Consider the following 16,199-nt stretch of genomic DNA (forward strand, 5'->3'; position numbering starts at 1 on the left):
GGTTTTAAGTGGTTGCGTAGAAGCTGAAGTTTTACAGTGAGAATGTACTGGATTTGATGTGAACATAGTCGCCTCAATTGCTCATAATGTATGCATCCATAATACCTTTAAACCACTTTCCAAAATGGAATAACCTCTATAACAATCCACAAGCGCAGGAGATGTTTATTATTAAGCGGTCACCATTTTTGAATAGGCAAAACCACTATGATTCTAACTCAAGGCCCTCAATTTAATGGAAAAGCGTCTAAGCGTTTACACGTGATGGCGAAGCCGATTGGAGCGGCTTGTAATATTGATTGCACCTACTGCTATTACTTAAGCAAACAAGATCTTCTTGAGTATAAAAAAGGTTGCTCACCAAGAATGGATGACGAAACACTAGAGACGTATATTCGCCAATACATCGAAGGTCAAAATACACCAGAAATCATTTTCTCATGGCAAGGTGGTGAACCAACCATGCTTGGTTTAGAGTATTTTGAAAAAATTGTATTACTCCAAAAAAAATACCAACCCTCAGGCATCAAGATTTCTAACGACCTTCAAACAAATGGCACATTGCTCAATGACGAATGGTGTGAATTCCTTGCGACAAATAGTTTTCTTGTTGGGCTGAGTATTGATGGTCCTGAGCTTTTACATAACACCTACCGAACTAACAAAGCGGGTCGCGGCACATTTAACCAAGTGATGCAAGCTGTCGAGTTGCTTCATAAACATAGCGTGAAATTTGCCACGCTAACTTGCGTGAACAATTTAACCAGCCAAAACCCGCTTGAGGTTTATCGCTTCCTACGTGATGTGGTGAAGTCACCTCAAATGCAGTTCATCCCGATTGTGGAACAAAAAACCTTTAGAACGGATGCGCCTCAAATTGTTGGTGAAGGACAAACTGGGCAGACTAACGAACAGTTACGCCAAGGTGATAAACGTTTAATTCCAGGTCATAAAGATTCGGTGGTGGAGTCTTGGTGCGTGTCAGATGAAGCGTGGGGCAACTTCCTAATTGCTGTGTTTGATGAGTGGGCGCGACACGATATTGGCAAAGTATTTGTGCAGTATTTTGAAGCCAGTATTGAAACTTGGATGGGTCGTCAGAACCCATTATGTACCTTAGGTGAAGTATGTGGCAAAGGCTTAGCAATGGAGCCAACAGGCGATGTGTTTGCTTGTGACCACTATGTTTACCCTGAATTCAAAATTGGCAATATCAATCAACGCAGTTTGGATGACATGGCGTTTGACAAAAAGCAGCAAGAATTCGGGTTTGCCAAATCACGTAGCCTAACCAGTCAGTGCCAAAAGTGTGAATACCGCTTTGCTTGTCATGGTGAATGCCCGAAAAATCGATTCATTCGCACCAGAGATGGTGAGCTAGGGCTTAATTATTTGTGTGCGGGTTGGAAGAAGTTTTTCAGCCATGCTGATCGCTCAATTGCTTATATCTTAAGAGCGATGAAGCACCCTGTTAAACACGGTAAGTACAGCGATTCTGAACTGCAAGCTGCGCGTGAAAAGGCGATAGCTGAAAGAGCATCACTTGCGCAGAATACAAGCACAGCTCCTGCTTACCCTACAAAATTTTAGGCGGATAACATAATGAAAAAACACATCACACTGAGTTTAGCTGGCTTAATTTGTATGGGATCGTTTAATGCTGCAGCTGACACCGATCTGCCCGAGTTAAAGGCTCAAACCTCATCGCCGGTTCAAGTACCAGCTTCGACCCAAGAAAGTATGCCGCAGCAATCGCAGGCTCAACAATTGGCTTACCAAGCGCAGGATATGCGAGAAGCGGTTAGTGTCCGATCTGATGCATTAAGACAGCTTGCCCGTTACCCAAACCAAAGTAGTTTAGTTGCTGTTGCTAGGGGCTTAAAAGACTCATCGGAAGAGATAAGAGAGTCGGCAGTAATAGGTGCAGAACCGTATCAATTTGCTAACCGTTGGAGAATGGTTTCGCCGTTACTCAAGGATTCGGCTAAAAGCGTTCGGATTACCGCAACCACAAGTTTGATTCGTGATTATGGCAACATGACGGTCGAGCAGAAACAAGCCATTGAAACTCCAGTTGAAGAGCTTATCGCGTATTTAAAAACTAAGTCAGATTCAGCCACAAGTTTGTTGCTTGCTGATGTTTATCGCTGGCATAAAGAGTGGGATAAAGCCGAAACTCTGTATTTATCTTTGCTTAATCCTAAAGATAAAGAAGACGACAGCAGTAATCTAAATGCCCCTCAAATTTGGCTAAGTTATGCCGATAATTTCAGGGCTCAAGAGCAAGATGAACAAGCACTAAAAGTACTCGATAATGCATTGACCTTATTTGCTGATAATGCAGCACTCTATTATTCAAAGTCTCTCACATTAGTCAGGTTAGATAATAAAAAACAAGCTGCTGATGCAATTCAAATGGCCGCTGAATTAGAACCAAAAAATAGCTACTTCTGGTATTTGAACGGAGTACTTCAAGAGTCATTTGATATCGAAAAATCTACACAATCATTTGAACAAGCCTATCTAATCTCGGGCGCTCCAGAGCAGTTGTATGCGGTGTGTGATATCTACACTCGCTATAGCCATCCTAAAACTGATGAATGTTTAGCCGAACTTGAAAAAGTAGCGCCTCCATTCGTCATTCAACAGTTAAAAGAGCAAAAGCCACAAGTTCAAAGCTAAAGCTACAAGCTCAAAGCTAAATCTCCTAGTTAACGACTATTCAGACTAGCTTGTCTGCAGCAAATAATCAGCCTGTAGTCAGTGTTTTAGCCGGTAGTAAGCGGGTTTAGCACATTCTTGGCTGGAACCGTAATGCTCAGAAGGTGAACTGGCTGGAATATTCAGAGTCATTGTTTTACTTACCTTAACTCATTGGTTTATTTACCTTAGGTCATGTTTAGAACACAAGGAAAGTACACCGATACACGGCTTAATTTTTATTATTTCGAAAAGCGGAAACAGTAATGAACGCAAGATTTTCTATTTTATCCCTTTCTTTAACTGCAGCATTTTCTGTAAACGCGAGTGGTATTTTCTTACAAGAAGCCGTCATTGCCAATGCAGGAACCGCTGGAGCTGGTGATGGGGTTTACACTCAGTCTGCTGCTGCAATGTGGGTGAACCCTGCCACTATGTCCCATATGGGCAATAGTTTGACCACGTTTAATACGTTAGCGTTTGATATCGAGATGAAGTATCAAGATAGCGCTAATGATAATGGTGAAGCCAGTACATTCATGCCTTCTGCAGGCGCGTTTCATGCGCATCAGGTAAGCGATAAAGTGCATCTAGGGTTGGCATTAGGGGCGGTGGGCGGTTCAAGCTTAAGCTACGGGACTGATTGGGCTGGAGGAGGTCTTTTAGACAGTATTACTCTAACTGCGATGCAGTTGAACCCTAGCTTGAGTTACCAGCTTAGCGAGCAGTGGTCTTTTGGCGCTGGGGCGCAAATCAGTTGGGCGGCATTGGAGCAATCAACGGACTTAGTAACAGCAAAGCAAGATACTGATTGGGCATATGGTTTCAATCTAGGCATGATGTATCGACATAATGAGACATGGTCGGTGGGGGCGAGTTATCGCTCTAAGCTAGAACATGATTTTAAAATGAAGGTCAAAACCAGTTTGCCGACTTCAGTTTTAAATAACCTAAAAACGGACATTATCGTTCCAGAGATTGTTGATATCAGCGGCAGCTATGCTTACACAGAACGCCTTAATTTACTGGCAAGTGTACAGTTTCATCGTTGGAGTCAATGGGATGCAACGAACCTTGACCTAGAATCAAGTATAGGCTCGGGTGTGGGTGCTGAGATTGAAAGAGATTGGGACGACGTGTGGAAATTTGCCTTAGGGGCGGACTATGTCCTGAATTCAGATTGGCGCTTAAAAGCGGGCGTATCATACGAGACATCACCACAAGATGATCCAAGCAAGCAATGGGTCGACTTACCTGTAGGTGAGCAATATCGTTATTCGGTTGGTGCTTCAACTCAATGGGATCACATCACAGTAGACATGTTTTACGAGTATGCAGACCTTGGTTCTGTTGATATGAATAGGCGGGGAGTCGATGGTAGCTTTGACGGCAGAATCCATTTTGTCGGCATGAGCTTCAGCTTTTAGTATTGTTTTGCTCCCAAGTCTGATCCGTTTTTAGTCTGGATTAAGTATTTAAATGCACTTTCCACCGTTGGCGGAGAGTGCATTTTTTAGTCTGTGTGCTTTGTTCTGCGTATTAAAGGTGTTTGATCTTCAATACAGTGGTGAACCGGAGAATCTAACGTTGATGAAAGAGCTTTTGAGTAAGCCAGTACCGCGCCATTACTTTTGGCCTCGTACATTGCAACGTCGGCATTATGTAAGGTCCGTTCAATCGACATTCCTGAAAGCGATTGATAGTGATCGACACCTATACTGGTAGAACTCGAAAAGTGATTGTTTAGATAGCAAATAGGTGTGGTTACCGCTTCTTGGATTTCTTTGGCTAAGCTTTCTGTTTTGAGTATGTCAAACCTGCCTTCAAGAAGAATCACAAATTCATCACCACCGAGTCGAAACAACTTTTGTGTTTTGTTAGTCAATAATTCACTTAATTTTTTGGCGACTTCTATGAGCAATTGGTCACCTGCTGCATGTCCATAGGTGTCATTAATTTTCTTGAAACCATTTAAATCAAGCATCATGACAGTGAGCTCATCAATCGAGTTCTTTTTGCAGCCTTGAATATACTGGTTGAAACAGTATCGGTTTGAAATTCGAGTAAGAGAGTCGGTTAATAAAAGGATCTCAGCCTCTTGTTTAGCCAAAATAAAATCTGTTATTTCGAGTGCGGAACATTCAATTTCACCATTGATTACTTCACTGCGATTGATCTTATAATAACGCTTTTCATTATTAATGAGCAGAGAGTATTCAAAACTCTCAGTTGACGGGCAATTGATTAAACCATTGATGAATAGCTTTAGTTCAGCGCTAATACTTTTTCGAGGGATCAGATAAAATATTTCTGTAAACTTGCTGTTAGAACGTAAAACTCTTCCAGTTTCAATATCAATTACGAAAAGACTTACTTGGGTAATATTGTAAGTTCTGGAGTGCTTCTCTTCGCTTAACTTTAACTGAGTTATCGAGTCTTTTAGCTTGATTCTCATGGTTTCTAATGACTTGAATATCGTCGTTATTTCTAAGAACTTTGAGTCAGTTTTAGAAGGGGTATAGTAGTCACCATTCGCTATTTGAAATGCAAATTTTTGTAATTGGCTAAATGGTGTTTTAAGGGCGCCTAATATAATACGGTTGAAGACGAGTGAAACAGATAACAGGAGTATTACCAAAATGGCAATGCGCGGGACAATCGTTGTTATGATCCCATTTTTAAACGCGTTGTTATCTTTTACTACGGTAAGAGTACCCACCTGCTGTTGGTGAATATCGGAGATTGGGTACGTTATGACTTCTGTATGTTGAGATTCTATTTGGTCATTAATCACTTCAGCCATTGTCATTGCGTAAAGCATAGACTCGAGCTTTACCGACACAACGTAATCCAACTGAGAAATTTGTGTAGTGACGAGCTCAGCAGCAAGAAGGTCGAATTGAGCTAGTGCTTTTTTTGAATCTAGAATCTGCTGCGAAACGACTCGCTCATACAGTTTACTTTTTACTTCATGTTCAATATAAAGATCTTTAGCGATGTCTAAGCCACCAAAGACAACGATTGGAATCATAGTCAATAGTAAGTAAACGGAGATAACGTAAGAAGATAGTTTTTTCATATGATTTAACTTTGACAATTTTGCGCAATTCTCTGAGAAATAGCGTTATTTTTGCCTTTTAGCTCGATAATTAATTTGTCTACGATTTTTTTATCTTCAGGGCTAAGCTTTGGTGTGTTTGGATTAACTATTACGTTAATGACACCTTGCTTGATACCAAAATGTTTTCTGTTCCCGTTCCAGATTTCATTTTTAAGCTGCATAAGGGCTGCAAATACTGCTATATCGACTTTCTTCTCCAATGAAGCTAATGACGTGTGCGGATACTTGTCCGAATAATTATAATCCACGCCAAAACTGTAACTAGGCTGACCGTTTTCAGTTCTCTCTTTCACGGCATCCATTACCCCTACGCTAGAATACCCAGCAGCAGGGTAAATAATATCAATCCCGCTATTTAGCATGTCCACACTCATTGAATGAGCCGTATGTGTATCACTCCACGAAAGTGCACCATTGTTAATATATTGTGTACTCAAAATGACCCTAGGGTTTGAATCTTTTATGCCCAGTTCAAAACCACATTTAAAGTTATTGATCACTGGTATGTCTAAACCTCCAATGAAACCAACTTTATTGGACTCGGTTTTCATGCCTGCAAGGTAACCTATAACGTAGCTTCCTTCAGCATGGTTAAAGGTTAATCCCAGTATATTTGGAACATGATAAGAAATATCAAGTGAAATGAATCGAGTAGAAGGATGCTGACGTGCAATGCGACCAAATGAATTAATGGTATTGGAATCTTGAACAATGATTGGGCTATACCCTTCAGAAGCCGCTTTATTAAGTTCTTCTACATAAAGAGCATTATCTCTTTCTATTCGTATTCTTTTAACGGTGACACCCGTTTGTTCTTCAAACCTTGAGATACCATTGTTTATTAACTGCGAATAAGAACCTTTGTAGAGTTCGGCAGGAAATAACACTAAAGGCTTGAATGCTTGAGTGGTGGCTAAGGCTGTTGGAGATGCGACTAAAGCGGATATTAAGATGGTAGGTAGTCGTCTATTTGGAGGACTTTTACATAACCTGTTGACCAATTTTTGAAGTTTTAAAATACCATCTGATTTCATTTTATGAGCATCTATTCTTTATAGTAATTATTGATAATACTTATTGCCCACTGAAATTATGTAGGGGCATTTATGCCACTAGTTTATTAACACTTGCCAGTTATAACAATGATCTCTGTCGCATAATTATAATTTACGGGCGCATATATTGCAAAATAATGTGATCTGTATTCTAAGGGTAAGTCTGGATTTAGAAAAGCGTTACGGTGGTGTTTTTTGCGCTGCACCCGAAATTGTATTATTCCGCTTTGACCGGCTGAATTGTAGTGCCTGATCCCTCAGGCTTTAGTCCCAACTTATTACTGAGTAAAGTCATACTAATTGTCGCTATTGCAATGACGGCTGCAATAATAGTGAAGCCATTCTCTATATTGTTTGTGTGTGCGAGAAAAGCAATAAGAACATAACTCAAACTTTGTACAGAGGTAGCGAACATGCCAAGCCCACCATCCACACGACCTCTTTGGGATATATCTACCTTGTGGTGCATCCAGTTAGTTCGAGCAATACGAATTAAAGCATTAAAGAAACCGAAGCCAAGAGTTAATACCACAATATAGATTGGCTGCATAAAGCTCGCCATTAATATCAACACCACGGTTAATGCCAGCATAGAAAATTGCATGATTCTTGGGTGAGAAGCTATATTCAAAATCTTCGCAACAAAAACACCCGTTAATAAAGACCCTAACCCGAAAGCCATGTTATACCAAGCCACCCAATCACCTGAAACGCTTTGAGCTGCGAACCAAATAGGAACAAGTTTTCCTAAAAATGTGAGAGTTGGGTATGCCAAGCAAGACAGTAAAATGAATGCGTAAAAAGTAAGGTTTTGACTATAGATAGTTTTACTTTCTTTAAGTTGTTCTATGAAAGCGACGCGTTTCGTAGTTCTGATTTGCTTGCGATAAGGGGTAAAGTAATAACAGATGGATGCAATACTGGATGCAATTGCCGCAAATAAAGAAAATTCAAACATTCCCCACATTTCAAGTAATACAATGCCTAGCGCACCAGCACCAAGCGTTGTGCCTTGCATTACAATTTCCTGATAACTGGAGATTTTAGCGTACTCATTTTTGTCGTAGTTTTCCTGTGTGAAGGCATTATTGGTATGCCAAGCAACATTACTCGACACCCAAAAAATGAGTTGAGATAAAGCGAGCAGCCACATATTACCTAGGTCTAACGCATAAGCCAGCATGATTAGGGCAGCAGTAGACGCTTGGACTGCCTGAGCTGAAATTAGAATGAGTTTGCGCGATTGTCTATCAATAATAGTGGCAAAAAATGGTGTGACGATAAATGAGATACTTGTACAGACTAGCGCGGTGAGAGCAACAAATGTCCCCATGTTTGGTTCCTTGAGCATTAACCACGGTAACGCCAGCATGAATAACCCTGAGCTTATCCCATCAAAAAATCGTCCTGTTAAGTATGGTAGTGTTTTATTTTTCATTATTTTCCCTATCAAATGTGACCAACTGGTTTATCCCTTTTATTTAAAATTCACTTTAATACTTAAAGTTAACTTTAAGTAAAGTGATATTTATAGTTTTTGGGAATAGAGGAATACCTCACATCTGACTAATATATTTATCGCGTTTATTTTGATGGAGAGATAAAGAAGCATGTTAGATAAAAAGGACTGCACGTTTACACGTTCAGTCCTTATATTTGGGTAGGTTGCCCTCTATTAAATATCCATTTAGTACCTTTAAGCTCAGGCGGAAAAATTCAATATCGAGGGTTCAGTTTGGTAATCCTATATTCAAAGACGGGCAGTGAATTCTAAATTTCAAAATCAAACTTTATATAATAAGTTCTACCAATTTCTGTATCTTCATAATCTTGTTCAGACTTATCTAGGCGTTCATCGGTTAGGTTAGTTATACCAGCTTTAACCGTGAAGTTACTGTTGATGTTATATGAACCGCCAAGGGACACTATTGAGTATGAATCTAGGTTGTCTCCACCCGAGTCTTTCTGTTCTCCCGTATAGTTCACCCCAGTGAAAAAAGACAGATCTTTACTTGCAGCCCAGTGGACATTTAAGTTAGCTAACCATTCTGGCGTGTATGAAATATCAGAATCATCTTCAGTGTCTTTAGCATCGGTATAGGTAGCATTAGACACTAGAGACCAGTTTTCAGATAAATCGAGCTCACCTTCTAGCTCTACCCCCTTCGTTTCAACACGATCAACATTTTCATACTGAATGATGGTTGAAGAACCATCGAAGAATGGGTCAAGATCCCGGTCTATTAAGTTTTTAACGTCATTGAAGAAGAGTGTTGCTTGAATATATCCACGTTCTGCGTAGTACATACTTGATAATTCATAGGTTTTTGACGTTTGAGCTTCTAAATCTGGGTTGCCGATTAAGGTACAGCGCCCACCACAACTGACGAGTGAGAAGTCTTCAGATGACTGGAAAATCGTTGGTGCTTTAAAGCCTTCCCCATAACCACCTTTAAAAGTGAAATTATCGATACCGTTATAGACAAGGTATGCCCTAGGACTAAAGTCATTTCCAAATTGGTTATTATGAGTAATACGCCCACTTAAGGTTGCGGTGAGATCCTCGGTGACGGATATTTCATCCTGAATATAAATGGCGTTCTGAGTCACTGAGCGGCTGCTTGTGTAATCCCTTTCATTTTCAATGCTGGTATAAGACATCTGCCCACCCGCAGAGATCACTTGGCTATCAAGTTCGGTTAAAACAATTCGACCATCGACGGTATGATTATTCTGGGTCATATCCGCTTCATCGACCATTGGATGGAAGTTGTTTTCGCTCACTTCTGAATTCTCATAGAAATAAGAGAGATCGGACTCTCCCCAGTCCCAGTCTCGTTTATAACCAAGAGTAGACGTTAGTTTTTCACTGTCATAGTCACTTTCAAATACAGAGTTTAAATGGCTGTAATAGCTGTACTCTTTTCTATCATCGTCAGCAAAGAGTAGATCAAAATATATCTCATCTTCATAGGTGGGCAGCCAAGTTAAGCTAGCTCGGAGCGTTTTTCGATCTTGCTGTGCTTGTGGGCTGAAGTTTGCCCCTGCATTGCTTGGGAACCAAGCATCTTTATCACTAATATCCAATGACATGGTGTAAAGGAGTACGTCAGGAATGATAGAGCCAGTGACAAAAACATTACCAATTTTCAGTTCCCCACTCGCGTTAGGGGCTAGAGTGTTGCCGCTGCTATTTTCAGGAGTGCTATAAGTCAGGCTACCTGCTACATAGGTATCATTTTCAGGTTTTTTAAGAATAACGTTAACCACACCGCCAATCGCTTCACTACCATAAAGGGAAGACATAGGACCGCGTACCACTTCTATTTGTTCAACAGAACTCAGTGGGATACTGGACAAATCATACCCTGCACCACGGATAACGGTTTCACTAGAACTGACTCGACGTCCATTCACTAAGAAAAGGGTGTAATTACCATTTGAAGAGTTCTGATTATGCAGACCTCGAATGATAATTTTAGATTCACTGCCGGTGCTTTTGGAAATGTGAACACCAGCAACACTTTCTAACGCTGTTGTAATGTCTGTTGCAGGTAGCTTATTAATTTCTTCATTGGTAATCACCGAAATAGAAGCGGGTGCATCTTTAATGGAGGTTTCATTTTGTGACGCAGTCACGACCATCACATCCACTGTATTTGCGAAAACAGAAAGTGGGAGAACAGTTGAAAGGCTTAGCGCCACTGCTAGGCTTAATTGATATGGTTTCATAACATTCCTTTAAGAATTATCCTTAGTTTGTATTTGTATTTGATTTGGATTTCGTAAATAACGAAGTTAACCCTTCGGCTAGCATGACCTGCCAACTGAAGTAGTCATGACCACTCGCGGCTTCTTGTAAATGTACCGAGTACCCTTTCGACTTGAGGGTTTGATAAAGCTGACGATTAGTCTCAAGAATGCTGTTTGGATGAGGCTTGATTTCAAACACTCCAGCAGTTAGATATATGTCGATGTCTTTTTGGGGTTGGGATCGAGCGAGTTGAGCGACCCAATTGTCGTGTTCTTTATAAAGAGCTAGTTCAGATTGAGGAGCCCACCAAAAGGAGCCTGATTGACTGAGCACCTTTCCAAAGCGTTCTGGGTGCTGAAGTGAAATGAACATAGATGCCAACCCTCCAAAACTTGAACCCGACAAAATAGTGTCCTCAGCTTTAGGGCAAATCTCCCAGCGTAGACATAGCCATGGCATCAACTCATTTGCCATGAACGCGGCATAAGCTTTGTTCGGGGTAAGTTCTTTTTCTCGAAGGCTGGGAACAGGAGTGTTAACAAAGATGGCCCTCATTGGTGGGGCTTTTTTCTGTGCGATTAAGTTGTCCAAAATGAGTGGCGTAGGCACTTTTTCTAGATAGGCATCCCCATCAAACAAAATCAAAAGTGGTGCATCTTTCGCTGTTTGATAGGTTTCATTCGGTTCATAAAATGTGACTTTTCTCGGTAAACCCCCGTTCTCACCTTGATAGATATGGTTGAAGAGTTTTCCTTCAGGGTTTCGTAATGGTTTGGTAATGGCATCACTTGGAGCTTTGGAAAGAGTGACGGTTGACGCTAATCCAAATAAATTGTCATCAGCACCATATGTTGCTTGCTGGTTTAGTGGATCAGGTTGGGCTGTAGCAAGTACTGCTCTTCTTTGCTCTCTTCCTTTTTTGTCAATAATTTGAGGGACGTTAGGTGCGATTCGATAAGAGAGACGAGTGTCGGCTGGTACTTCAAAAGAACGGAACCAAATATTACTTTTACCTAACTGACTTAGGTGCGCATGTCCACCGTAAGGAGAGCCAAGAACTCTGACATTATTGACAGGTCCCTTGTAAAGAAAGGTGACGATAGCCGTGTTGTTTTCCGTATATTCAACAAGCGGTGCGCCGCCATTGGTATTCACGTATTGCCAGAATTTAGTTTCAGTATCGGTTAGGTTTTGCTGAATTTGATGCGCCATTTCCTGAATCTTCGGGCTAACTGAATTTTCTTCAGGTGATACGTATTGAGTGTCCTTTAGCGGAATGGTTTTGAGCAGAACTTCGACATTGGTACTAGGTGCACCAGACACTTCACTTGGTGTGCTAAGGTCGGTAGAAGTCTTTTGCGTGACAAACTGAATTTCGTAATTTCCAGGTCTATCAACCAGCCAAAATATTTCAGCCTCTTTCGTCGGCGAGCTGATCAGGGTTTTAATTACTTCTCCATTAGAATCAACCACACCTGCCCAATTTAGACTCTGAGTACTTTTAATTCCTCCTCGATAATAGCTTGGTTTGACAACTTGTAACTTGATGGTTTCACCACTCGCCACCTTGTAGTGCAGTCCTTTTTCTAGGTTTAAGGTATTCGCACTGACACCAGCCATAACAGCTCCCCAAAGTATTGCTGATAAGAAGAATCTCATTAAATTTATCCGTAATGATATTTATTATCATTTATGTTACTTTGAATTTCTCATCATAAGTATCGGATTTGGTTATGATCACCAACCAAACTGTTATGTAAAATCGGCAGGTTAAAATGGTAAATAAGCTCCCATCTTCATTTAATAAGAGTGCATTAATTCGTTGGGTAGAGCATAAAGATCGACATACATTAATGTCTGATTCACCTATGTCGAAGGAGGAGTTATTAGAGGGGGAACTTATTAATTACAAAGTTAATAACAGCTTTTCACTGCATGGTGGAACCTCCGATGAACTGACGGATTTTCAAGTGATCTCTACTGCGAAGAAAGCGCTGATATTCGTAATTTTATTGGAAGGGAAACTTGATTTTAGCTATGACGACATTAGGTTTGTATTTGATGCAGTGGATAAACCTGTTGGAGTGGTTGTTAACTTAAGTAAGCCTGCAACTTTTAGGCGAGTTATCCAAAAGGGGAATCATGTCACTAAACTCAATATTGTTCTGCCGGTTGAATGGGTAGAAGAACGAACTCAGACAGACTCCAATGTTGGGGTGTTTATTTCACAGCATTTAGCGCACTTCAAACTGAAATTAACCGAGCCAGTATTGAAGCTGACATCAGAGATTATTCTTAACAGTGATCCAAAAGAAATAACCGGAAAAATCAATTTAGAGTCGATGACTCAAAAGCTTATATCAGAAATTTTTTCGCAAATTAGTGATTGTGATGATTTGAAATACTCTGAATCAGAAGAACCGAATAGTGGCGATTCTCGATCCAGTAGTAACAAAAATGGGCATGCACTGGATTCTCTTGTGACTTACATTGAGGCAAATTTAGAACGTGAATTACCAGCGAAAGAATTAGCTAAATACGCAGCGATGAGTGAATCAAACTTGCAGCGAAAATTCAAAGCAGCATTAGGGTGTAGTGTTCGGAGTTATATACGTCGCAGAAGGCTAGATATTGCGCGTCAGCATTTAGAGCGCGGTGTTGCGAGTGTCACGGAAGCGGCATACAACGCAGGGTACAGGCACCCATCTAACTTTACGATTGCGTTTAAAAAAACGTTTGGTTATCCGCCCGTTGCATCAATGAATCGTGAAGTGTAATTAGGCATACAATGTAGTTAGGTGTGGAGCGTAGCAAGTCGTAGAATGAAAAGGGCTATAAGGTGAAGATAGCTCTAGGGAAAGATAGCTCTAGGGCAAACGAGTTCTAGGTTAAGCGAACTATGGCGCTGGCGAATTAAGACACGCAATACGAGACACATAAAAGGCTGAACTTATAAAGTTCAGCCTTTTAGTTTATTCAACATTAATCATCGATTAAAAGAGGTTATTCATCTTCGAAGTTGTCTGCATAGCCTTTCGGTGGTGGCGTCCAACCTCGTTCAGAACGAGAGTGTTTGTCTGAACGATCTTTTTGCATATCTGCTTTCATACTTTCTTCTAGTTGAATGAAAATATCACGGTAGTTATTGTCATAACGTTCATCTTCAGCTGCTGCTGCCCAAGCTTTATAAAGCCTCTCTGATTTACGGCTCTCTACTCTCTTATAAGTTGATTTTTGTTGTTCGACAAAAAATGGGTGATGCCCTAAAGCCCTCAGAGCTTCTGCTCCTACCTCAAGTGCCGAGTGATAGGTTTCAGATTCTATAAAGTCAGCACCTGCTGATCTCAATCGGTAGCTATGACCTCGGTCGAAACCACGAGCCAGTATTTTTACATGTGGGTAGGTGTGCTTAACGTATTTCACAAGTTCAACGCTAGAGTCTTGGTTATCTATGGCTACAACAAACAGTGCAGCCTCTTCAATTCCTGCGGTATGAAGTAAGTCAGGGCGAGTAGCATCACCAAAGTATGATTTGACATTAATTTGTCTTAGTAGATCAACTTGGTTTGCTTGGTGATCCAATACCACAGTGTTAACACCATTAGAAACTAATAAACGGTTCACTATCTGACCAAAGCGACCAATGCCAGCGATAATCACTGTGCCTTTTTCTTCGATTTTGTCTTCTTCACGATCGTTGGAGTTTTGCTCATAGCGCGGCAAAATGACTTTGTCGAATAAGATGAAAAGACCTGGGGTCAGGAACATTGAAAGCGCAACAACCAGTGATAATGTCTGAGCGATATCATTTGGCAGCACATGGTTTTGTACAGAGAAGCTTAATAGTACAAAACCGAATTCACCGGCTTGCGCTAGGCTAAGAGTAAATAACCAACGGTCACTATTCTTAATTTTAAAGATCAACGCTAAAGTGAATAAGACGAAGGCTTTAAGTGCCATGACACCAATAGTAAGACCGATGATTAAAGCAAAGTCATCGAAAAGAATGCCGAAATCAATACCAGCGCCTACGGTAATGAAGAACAAACCTAGTAGCAAACCTTTGAAAGGATCGATGTTTGATTCGAGTTCATGGCGGAATTCACTGTTGGCAAGTACGACACCCGCCAAGAATGTACCTAATGCAGGTGATAAACCCACAAGGCTCATTAATGCGGCGATACCAATTACCAGCATTAATGCAGTCGCAGTAAAGATTTCACGAAGGCCTGAGCTGGCAACAAAACGGAATAAAGGGCGGCTAAGGAAATGCCCGCCAACCACAACAATCGCAATAGAAGCCGTGATGACTAAGCCATAAGCCCAACCAGGCAAACCCGCAACAAGGCTTAGCTCATCATGGTGTTCAGCTGCATTAGCAGTGGCATTTTGTGCTAGCTCAACAAGCTCAGGTAATGCTAACAGGGGAATGAAAGCCAGCATTGGAATCACGGCAATATCTTGGAACAACAGTACCGAGAAGGCATTTTGTCCGCCTTCTGTTTTACTCAAGCCTTTCTCATTGAAGGTTTGTAAAACAATAGCCGTTGAAGAGAGAGCGAAAATTAAACCAATAGTCAGGGCGATAGTCCAAGGCAGCTCGAAAAAGAGCGCAATGCCCATCACAATCGCGATGGTGCCACCTACTTGTAAACCACCTAAACCCATTAGTCTGTGCCTCATCGACCACAGCATCTTAGGCTCAAGTTCTAGACCGACTAAAAACAGCATCATCACTACGCCAAACTCGGCAAAGTGCTGAATTGTTGTGGTTTCTTCACCGACTAAACCAATAATGGGTCCTATCACAACCCCTGCAATCAGGTAACCCAATACAGAACCTAACCCAAGCCGTTTAGCGATGGGCACTGCAATAACCGCAGCTGCTAGATAGATAAACGCTTGTAAAAAATATCCAGTCATTGCTTGTCCTCAACCATGATGTTTTTAAGATAGTGGTTGAGCTTGGCTGCTTTGCCTGCTTCTTTATAGTCCACTTGATCTTCGACGAGTGCAGTGAGCAGTGTTTTATAATTATTTATGTGTTCACTAATACGGTTTTCTTCTAATGCGGTACGTGCACCAAACAGAGCAAAGGGGGCAAGGTAATTCATGCCACATAAAGAGGCGGTTTGCTCTATCGGGTGGAGCAATTCACGAATCGTAAAGTGATTATAACCGTCTGTTTGGTATGCATCTTCTTTCCCGCCTGCAGTGATGCTACAAAAGATCGTTTTTCCTTCAAGAGAATGACCATCAGTACCGTAGGCGAAGCCATATTCTAAGACCAGATCTTGCCATTCTTTTAAAATGGCAGGAGTTGAATACCAGTAAAGAGGGAATTGAAAAATGATGACATCATGGTCGAGTAAGCGCTTTTGCTCTCGGTCAATATTGATGCTGAAGGTTGGGTATTCAGCATATAGGTCAACCGCTGTTACGCCGTCAACTGAACTTGCTTGATCAAATAAAGGTTTATTTGCTTCAGAACGATGTTGTGAAGGATGGGCAAATAGCACCAAAACTTTTTTTGGGGTCATAAGTCCTCTTTTGGCTTTCACGTATTAAT

General features: G+C 41.1%; 11 protein-coding genes. 4 read left to right on the forward strand and 7 right to left on the reverse strand.

Annotation, left to right across the window (positions count from 1 at the left end):
* Positions 1-207: 207 nt before the first annotated feature.
* The 3 genes from OCU78_RS15620 to OCU78_RS15630 all read left to right on the forward strand — a co-directional run bounded on the left by OCU78_RS15620 (position 208) and on the right by OCU78_RS15630 (position 4,127).
* Positions 208-1,590 (forward strand): anaerobic sulfatase maturase, encoded by a 1,383-nt coding sequence (locus OCU78_RS15620; protein ID WP_137372153.1) that lies wholly within the window; start codon positions 208-210, stop codon positions 1,588-1,590.
* A 9-nt stretch (positions 1,591-1,599) separates the two neighbouring features.
* The gene (locus OCU78_RS15625) at positions 1,600-2,682 is read left to right on the forward strand and encodes a tetratricopeptide repeat protein (protein WP_137372154.1); all 1,083 of its coding nucleotides are present in this window, start codon (positions 1,600-1,602) and stop codon (positions 2,680-2,682) included.
* Positions 2,683-2,966: 284 nt separating this feature from the next.
* Positions 2,967-4,127 (forward strand): OmpP1/FadL family transporter, encoded by a 1,161-nt coding sequence (locus OCU78_RS15630; RefSeq protein WP_137372155.1) that lies wholly within the window; start codon positions 2,967-2,969, stop codon positions 4,125-4,127.
* An 86-nt stretch (positions 4,128-4,213) separates the two neighbouring features.
* Here the strand turns inward: OCU78_RS15630 and OCU78_RS15635 are convergent, their stop codons facing one another.
* From OCU78_RS15635 to OCU78_RS15655, 5 genes are all read right to left on the reverse strand, one after another.
* Entirely contained in the window at positions 4,214-5,779 is a 1,566-nt protein-coding gene (locus OCU78_RS15635) for a GGDEF domain-containing protein (RefSeq protein WP_137372156.1), read from the reverse strand.
* Between the two features lie 5 nt (positions 5,780-5,784).
* Complete coding sequence (locus OCU78_RS15640) at positions 5,785-6,855, reverse strand: BMP family ABC transporter substrate-binding protein (protein WP_137372157.1); 1,071 nt, start codon at positions 6,853-6,855, stop codon at positions 5,785-5,787.
* A 238-nt stretch (positions 6,856-7,093) separates the two neighbouring features.
* Positions 7,094-8,314: an MFS transporter gene (locus OCU78_RS15645; RefSeq protein WP_137372158.1), complete on the reverse strand. Its 1,221-nt coding sequence runs from the start codon at positions 8,312-8,314 to the stop codon at positions 7,094-7,096.
* Positions 8,315-8,646: 332 nt separating this feature from the next.
* On the reverse strand, positions 8,647-10,608 hold the full coding sequence (locus OCU78_RS15650) for a TonB-dependent receptor domain-containing protein (RefSeq protein ID WP_137372159.1): 1,962 nt from the start codon (positions 10,606-10,608) through the stop codon (positions 8,647-8,649).
* Between the two features lie 22 nt (positions 10,609-10,630).
* Complete coding sequence (locus OCU78_RS15655) at positions 10,631-12,289, reverse strand: alpha/beta hydrolase-fold protein (protein WP_137372160.1); 1,659 nt, start codon at positions 12,287-12,289, stop codon at positions 10,631-10,633.
* A gap of 116 nt (positions 12,290-12,405) precedes the next feature.
* Between OCU78_RS15655 and OCU78_RS15660 the strand changes: the two genes are divergently transcribed.
* Positions 12,406-13,407, forward strand: coding sequence for a helix-turn-helix domain-containing protein (locus OCU78_RS15660; RefSeq protein WP_137372161.1), 1,002 nt, complete (start codon positions 12,406-12,408; stop codon positions 13,405-13,407).
* 226 nt (positions 13,408-13,633) lie between these two features.
* Here OCU78_RS15660 and OCU78_RS15665 read toward each other — a convergent pair whose 3' ends face one another.
* Complete coding sequence (locus tag OCU78_RS15665; protein WP_137372162.1) at positions 13,634-15,553, reverse strand: monovalent cation:proton antiporter-2 (CPA2) family protein; 1,920 nt, start codon at positions 15,551-15,553, stop codon at positions 13,634-13,636.
* Complete coding sequence (locus OCU78_RS15670) at positions 15,550-16,170, reverse strand: NAD(P)H-dependent oxidoreductase (RefSeq protein ID WP_137372163.1); 621 nt, start codon at positions 16,168-16,170, stop codon at positions 15,550-15,552. Before OCU78_RS15670 ends, OCU78_RS15665 begins: the two co-directional genes overlap by 4 nt.
* Positions 16,171-16,199: the final 29 nt, after the last annotated feature.

Origin of the sequence: Vibrio gallaecicus (genome assembly GCF_024347495.1) — a bacterium.
In the GTDB taxonomy this organism is placed as follows: domain Bacteria; phylum Pseudomonadota; class Gammaproteobacteria; order Enterobacterales; family Vibrionaceae; genus Vibrio; species Vibrio gallaecicus.

Bases quoted from the DNA above. Each gene is read 5' to 3' on its own strand.
- OCU78_RS15620 (WP_137372153.1), top strand. From the start codon at position 208: ATGATTCTAACTCAAGGCCCTCAATTTAATGGAAAAGCGTCTAAGCGT.
- OCU78_RS15635 (WP_137372156.1), bottom strand. From the start codon at position 5,779: ATGAAAAAACTATCTTCTTACGTTATCTCCGTTTACTTACTATTGACT.
- OCU78_RS15645 (WP_137372158.1), bottom strand. From the start codon at position 8,314: ATGAAAAATAAAACACTACCATACTTAACAGGACGATTTTTTGATGGG.
- OCU78_RS15655 (WP_137372160.1), bottom strand. From the start codon at position 12,289: ATGAGATTCTTCTTATCAGCAATACTTTGGGGAGCTGTTATGGCTGGT.
- OCU78_RS15670 (WP_137372163.1), bottom strand. From the start codon at position 16,170: ATGACCCCAAAAAAAGTTTTGGTGCTATTTGCCCATCCTTCACAACAT.
- OCU78_RS15660 (WP_137372161.1), top strand. From the start codon at position 12,406: ATGGTAAATAAGCTCCCATCTTCATTTAATAAGAGTGCATTAATTCGT.
- OCU78_RS15640 (WP_137372157.1), bottom strand. From the start codon at position 6,855: ATGAAATCAGATGGTATTTTAAAACTTCAAAAATTGGTCAACAGGTTA.
- OCU78_RS15630 (WP_137372155.1), top strand. From the start codon at position 2,967: ATGAACGCAAGATTTTCTATTTTATCCCTTTCTTTAACTGCAGCATTT.
- OCU78_RS15665 (WP_137372162.1), bottom strand. From the start codon at position 15,553: ATGACTGGATATTTTTTACAAGCGTTTATCTATCTAGCAGCTGCGGTT.
- OCU78_RS15650 (WP_137372159.1), bottom strand. From the start codon at position 10,608: ATGAAACCATATCAATTAAGCCTAGCAGTGGCGCTAAGCCTTTCAACT.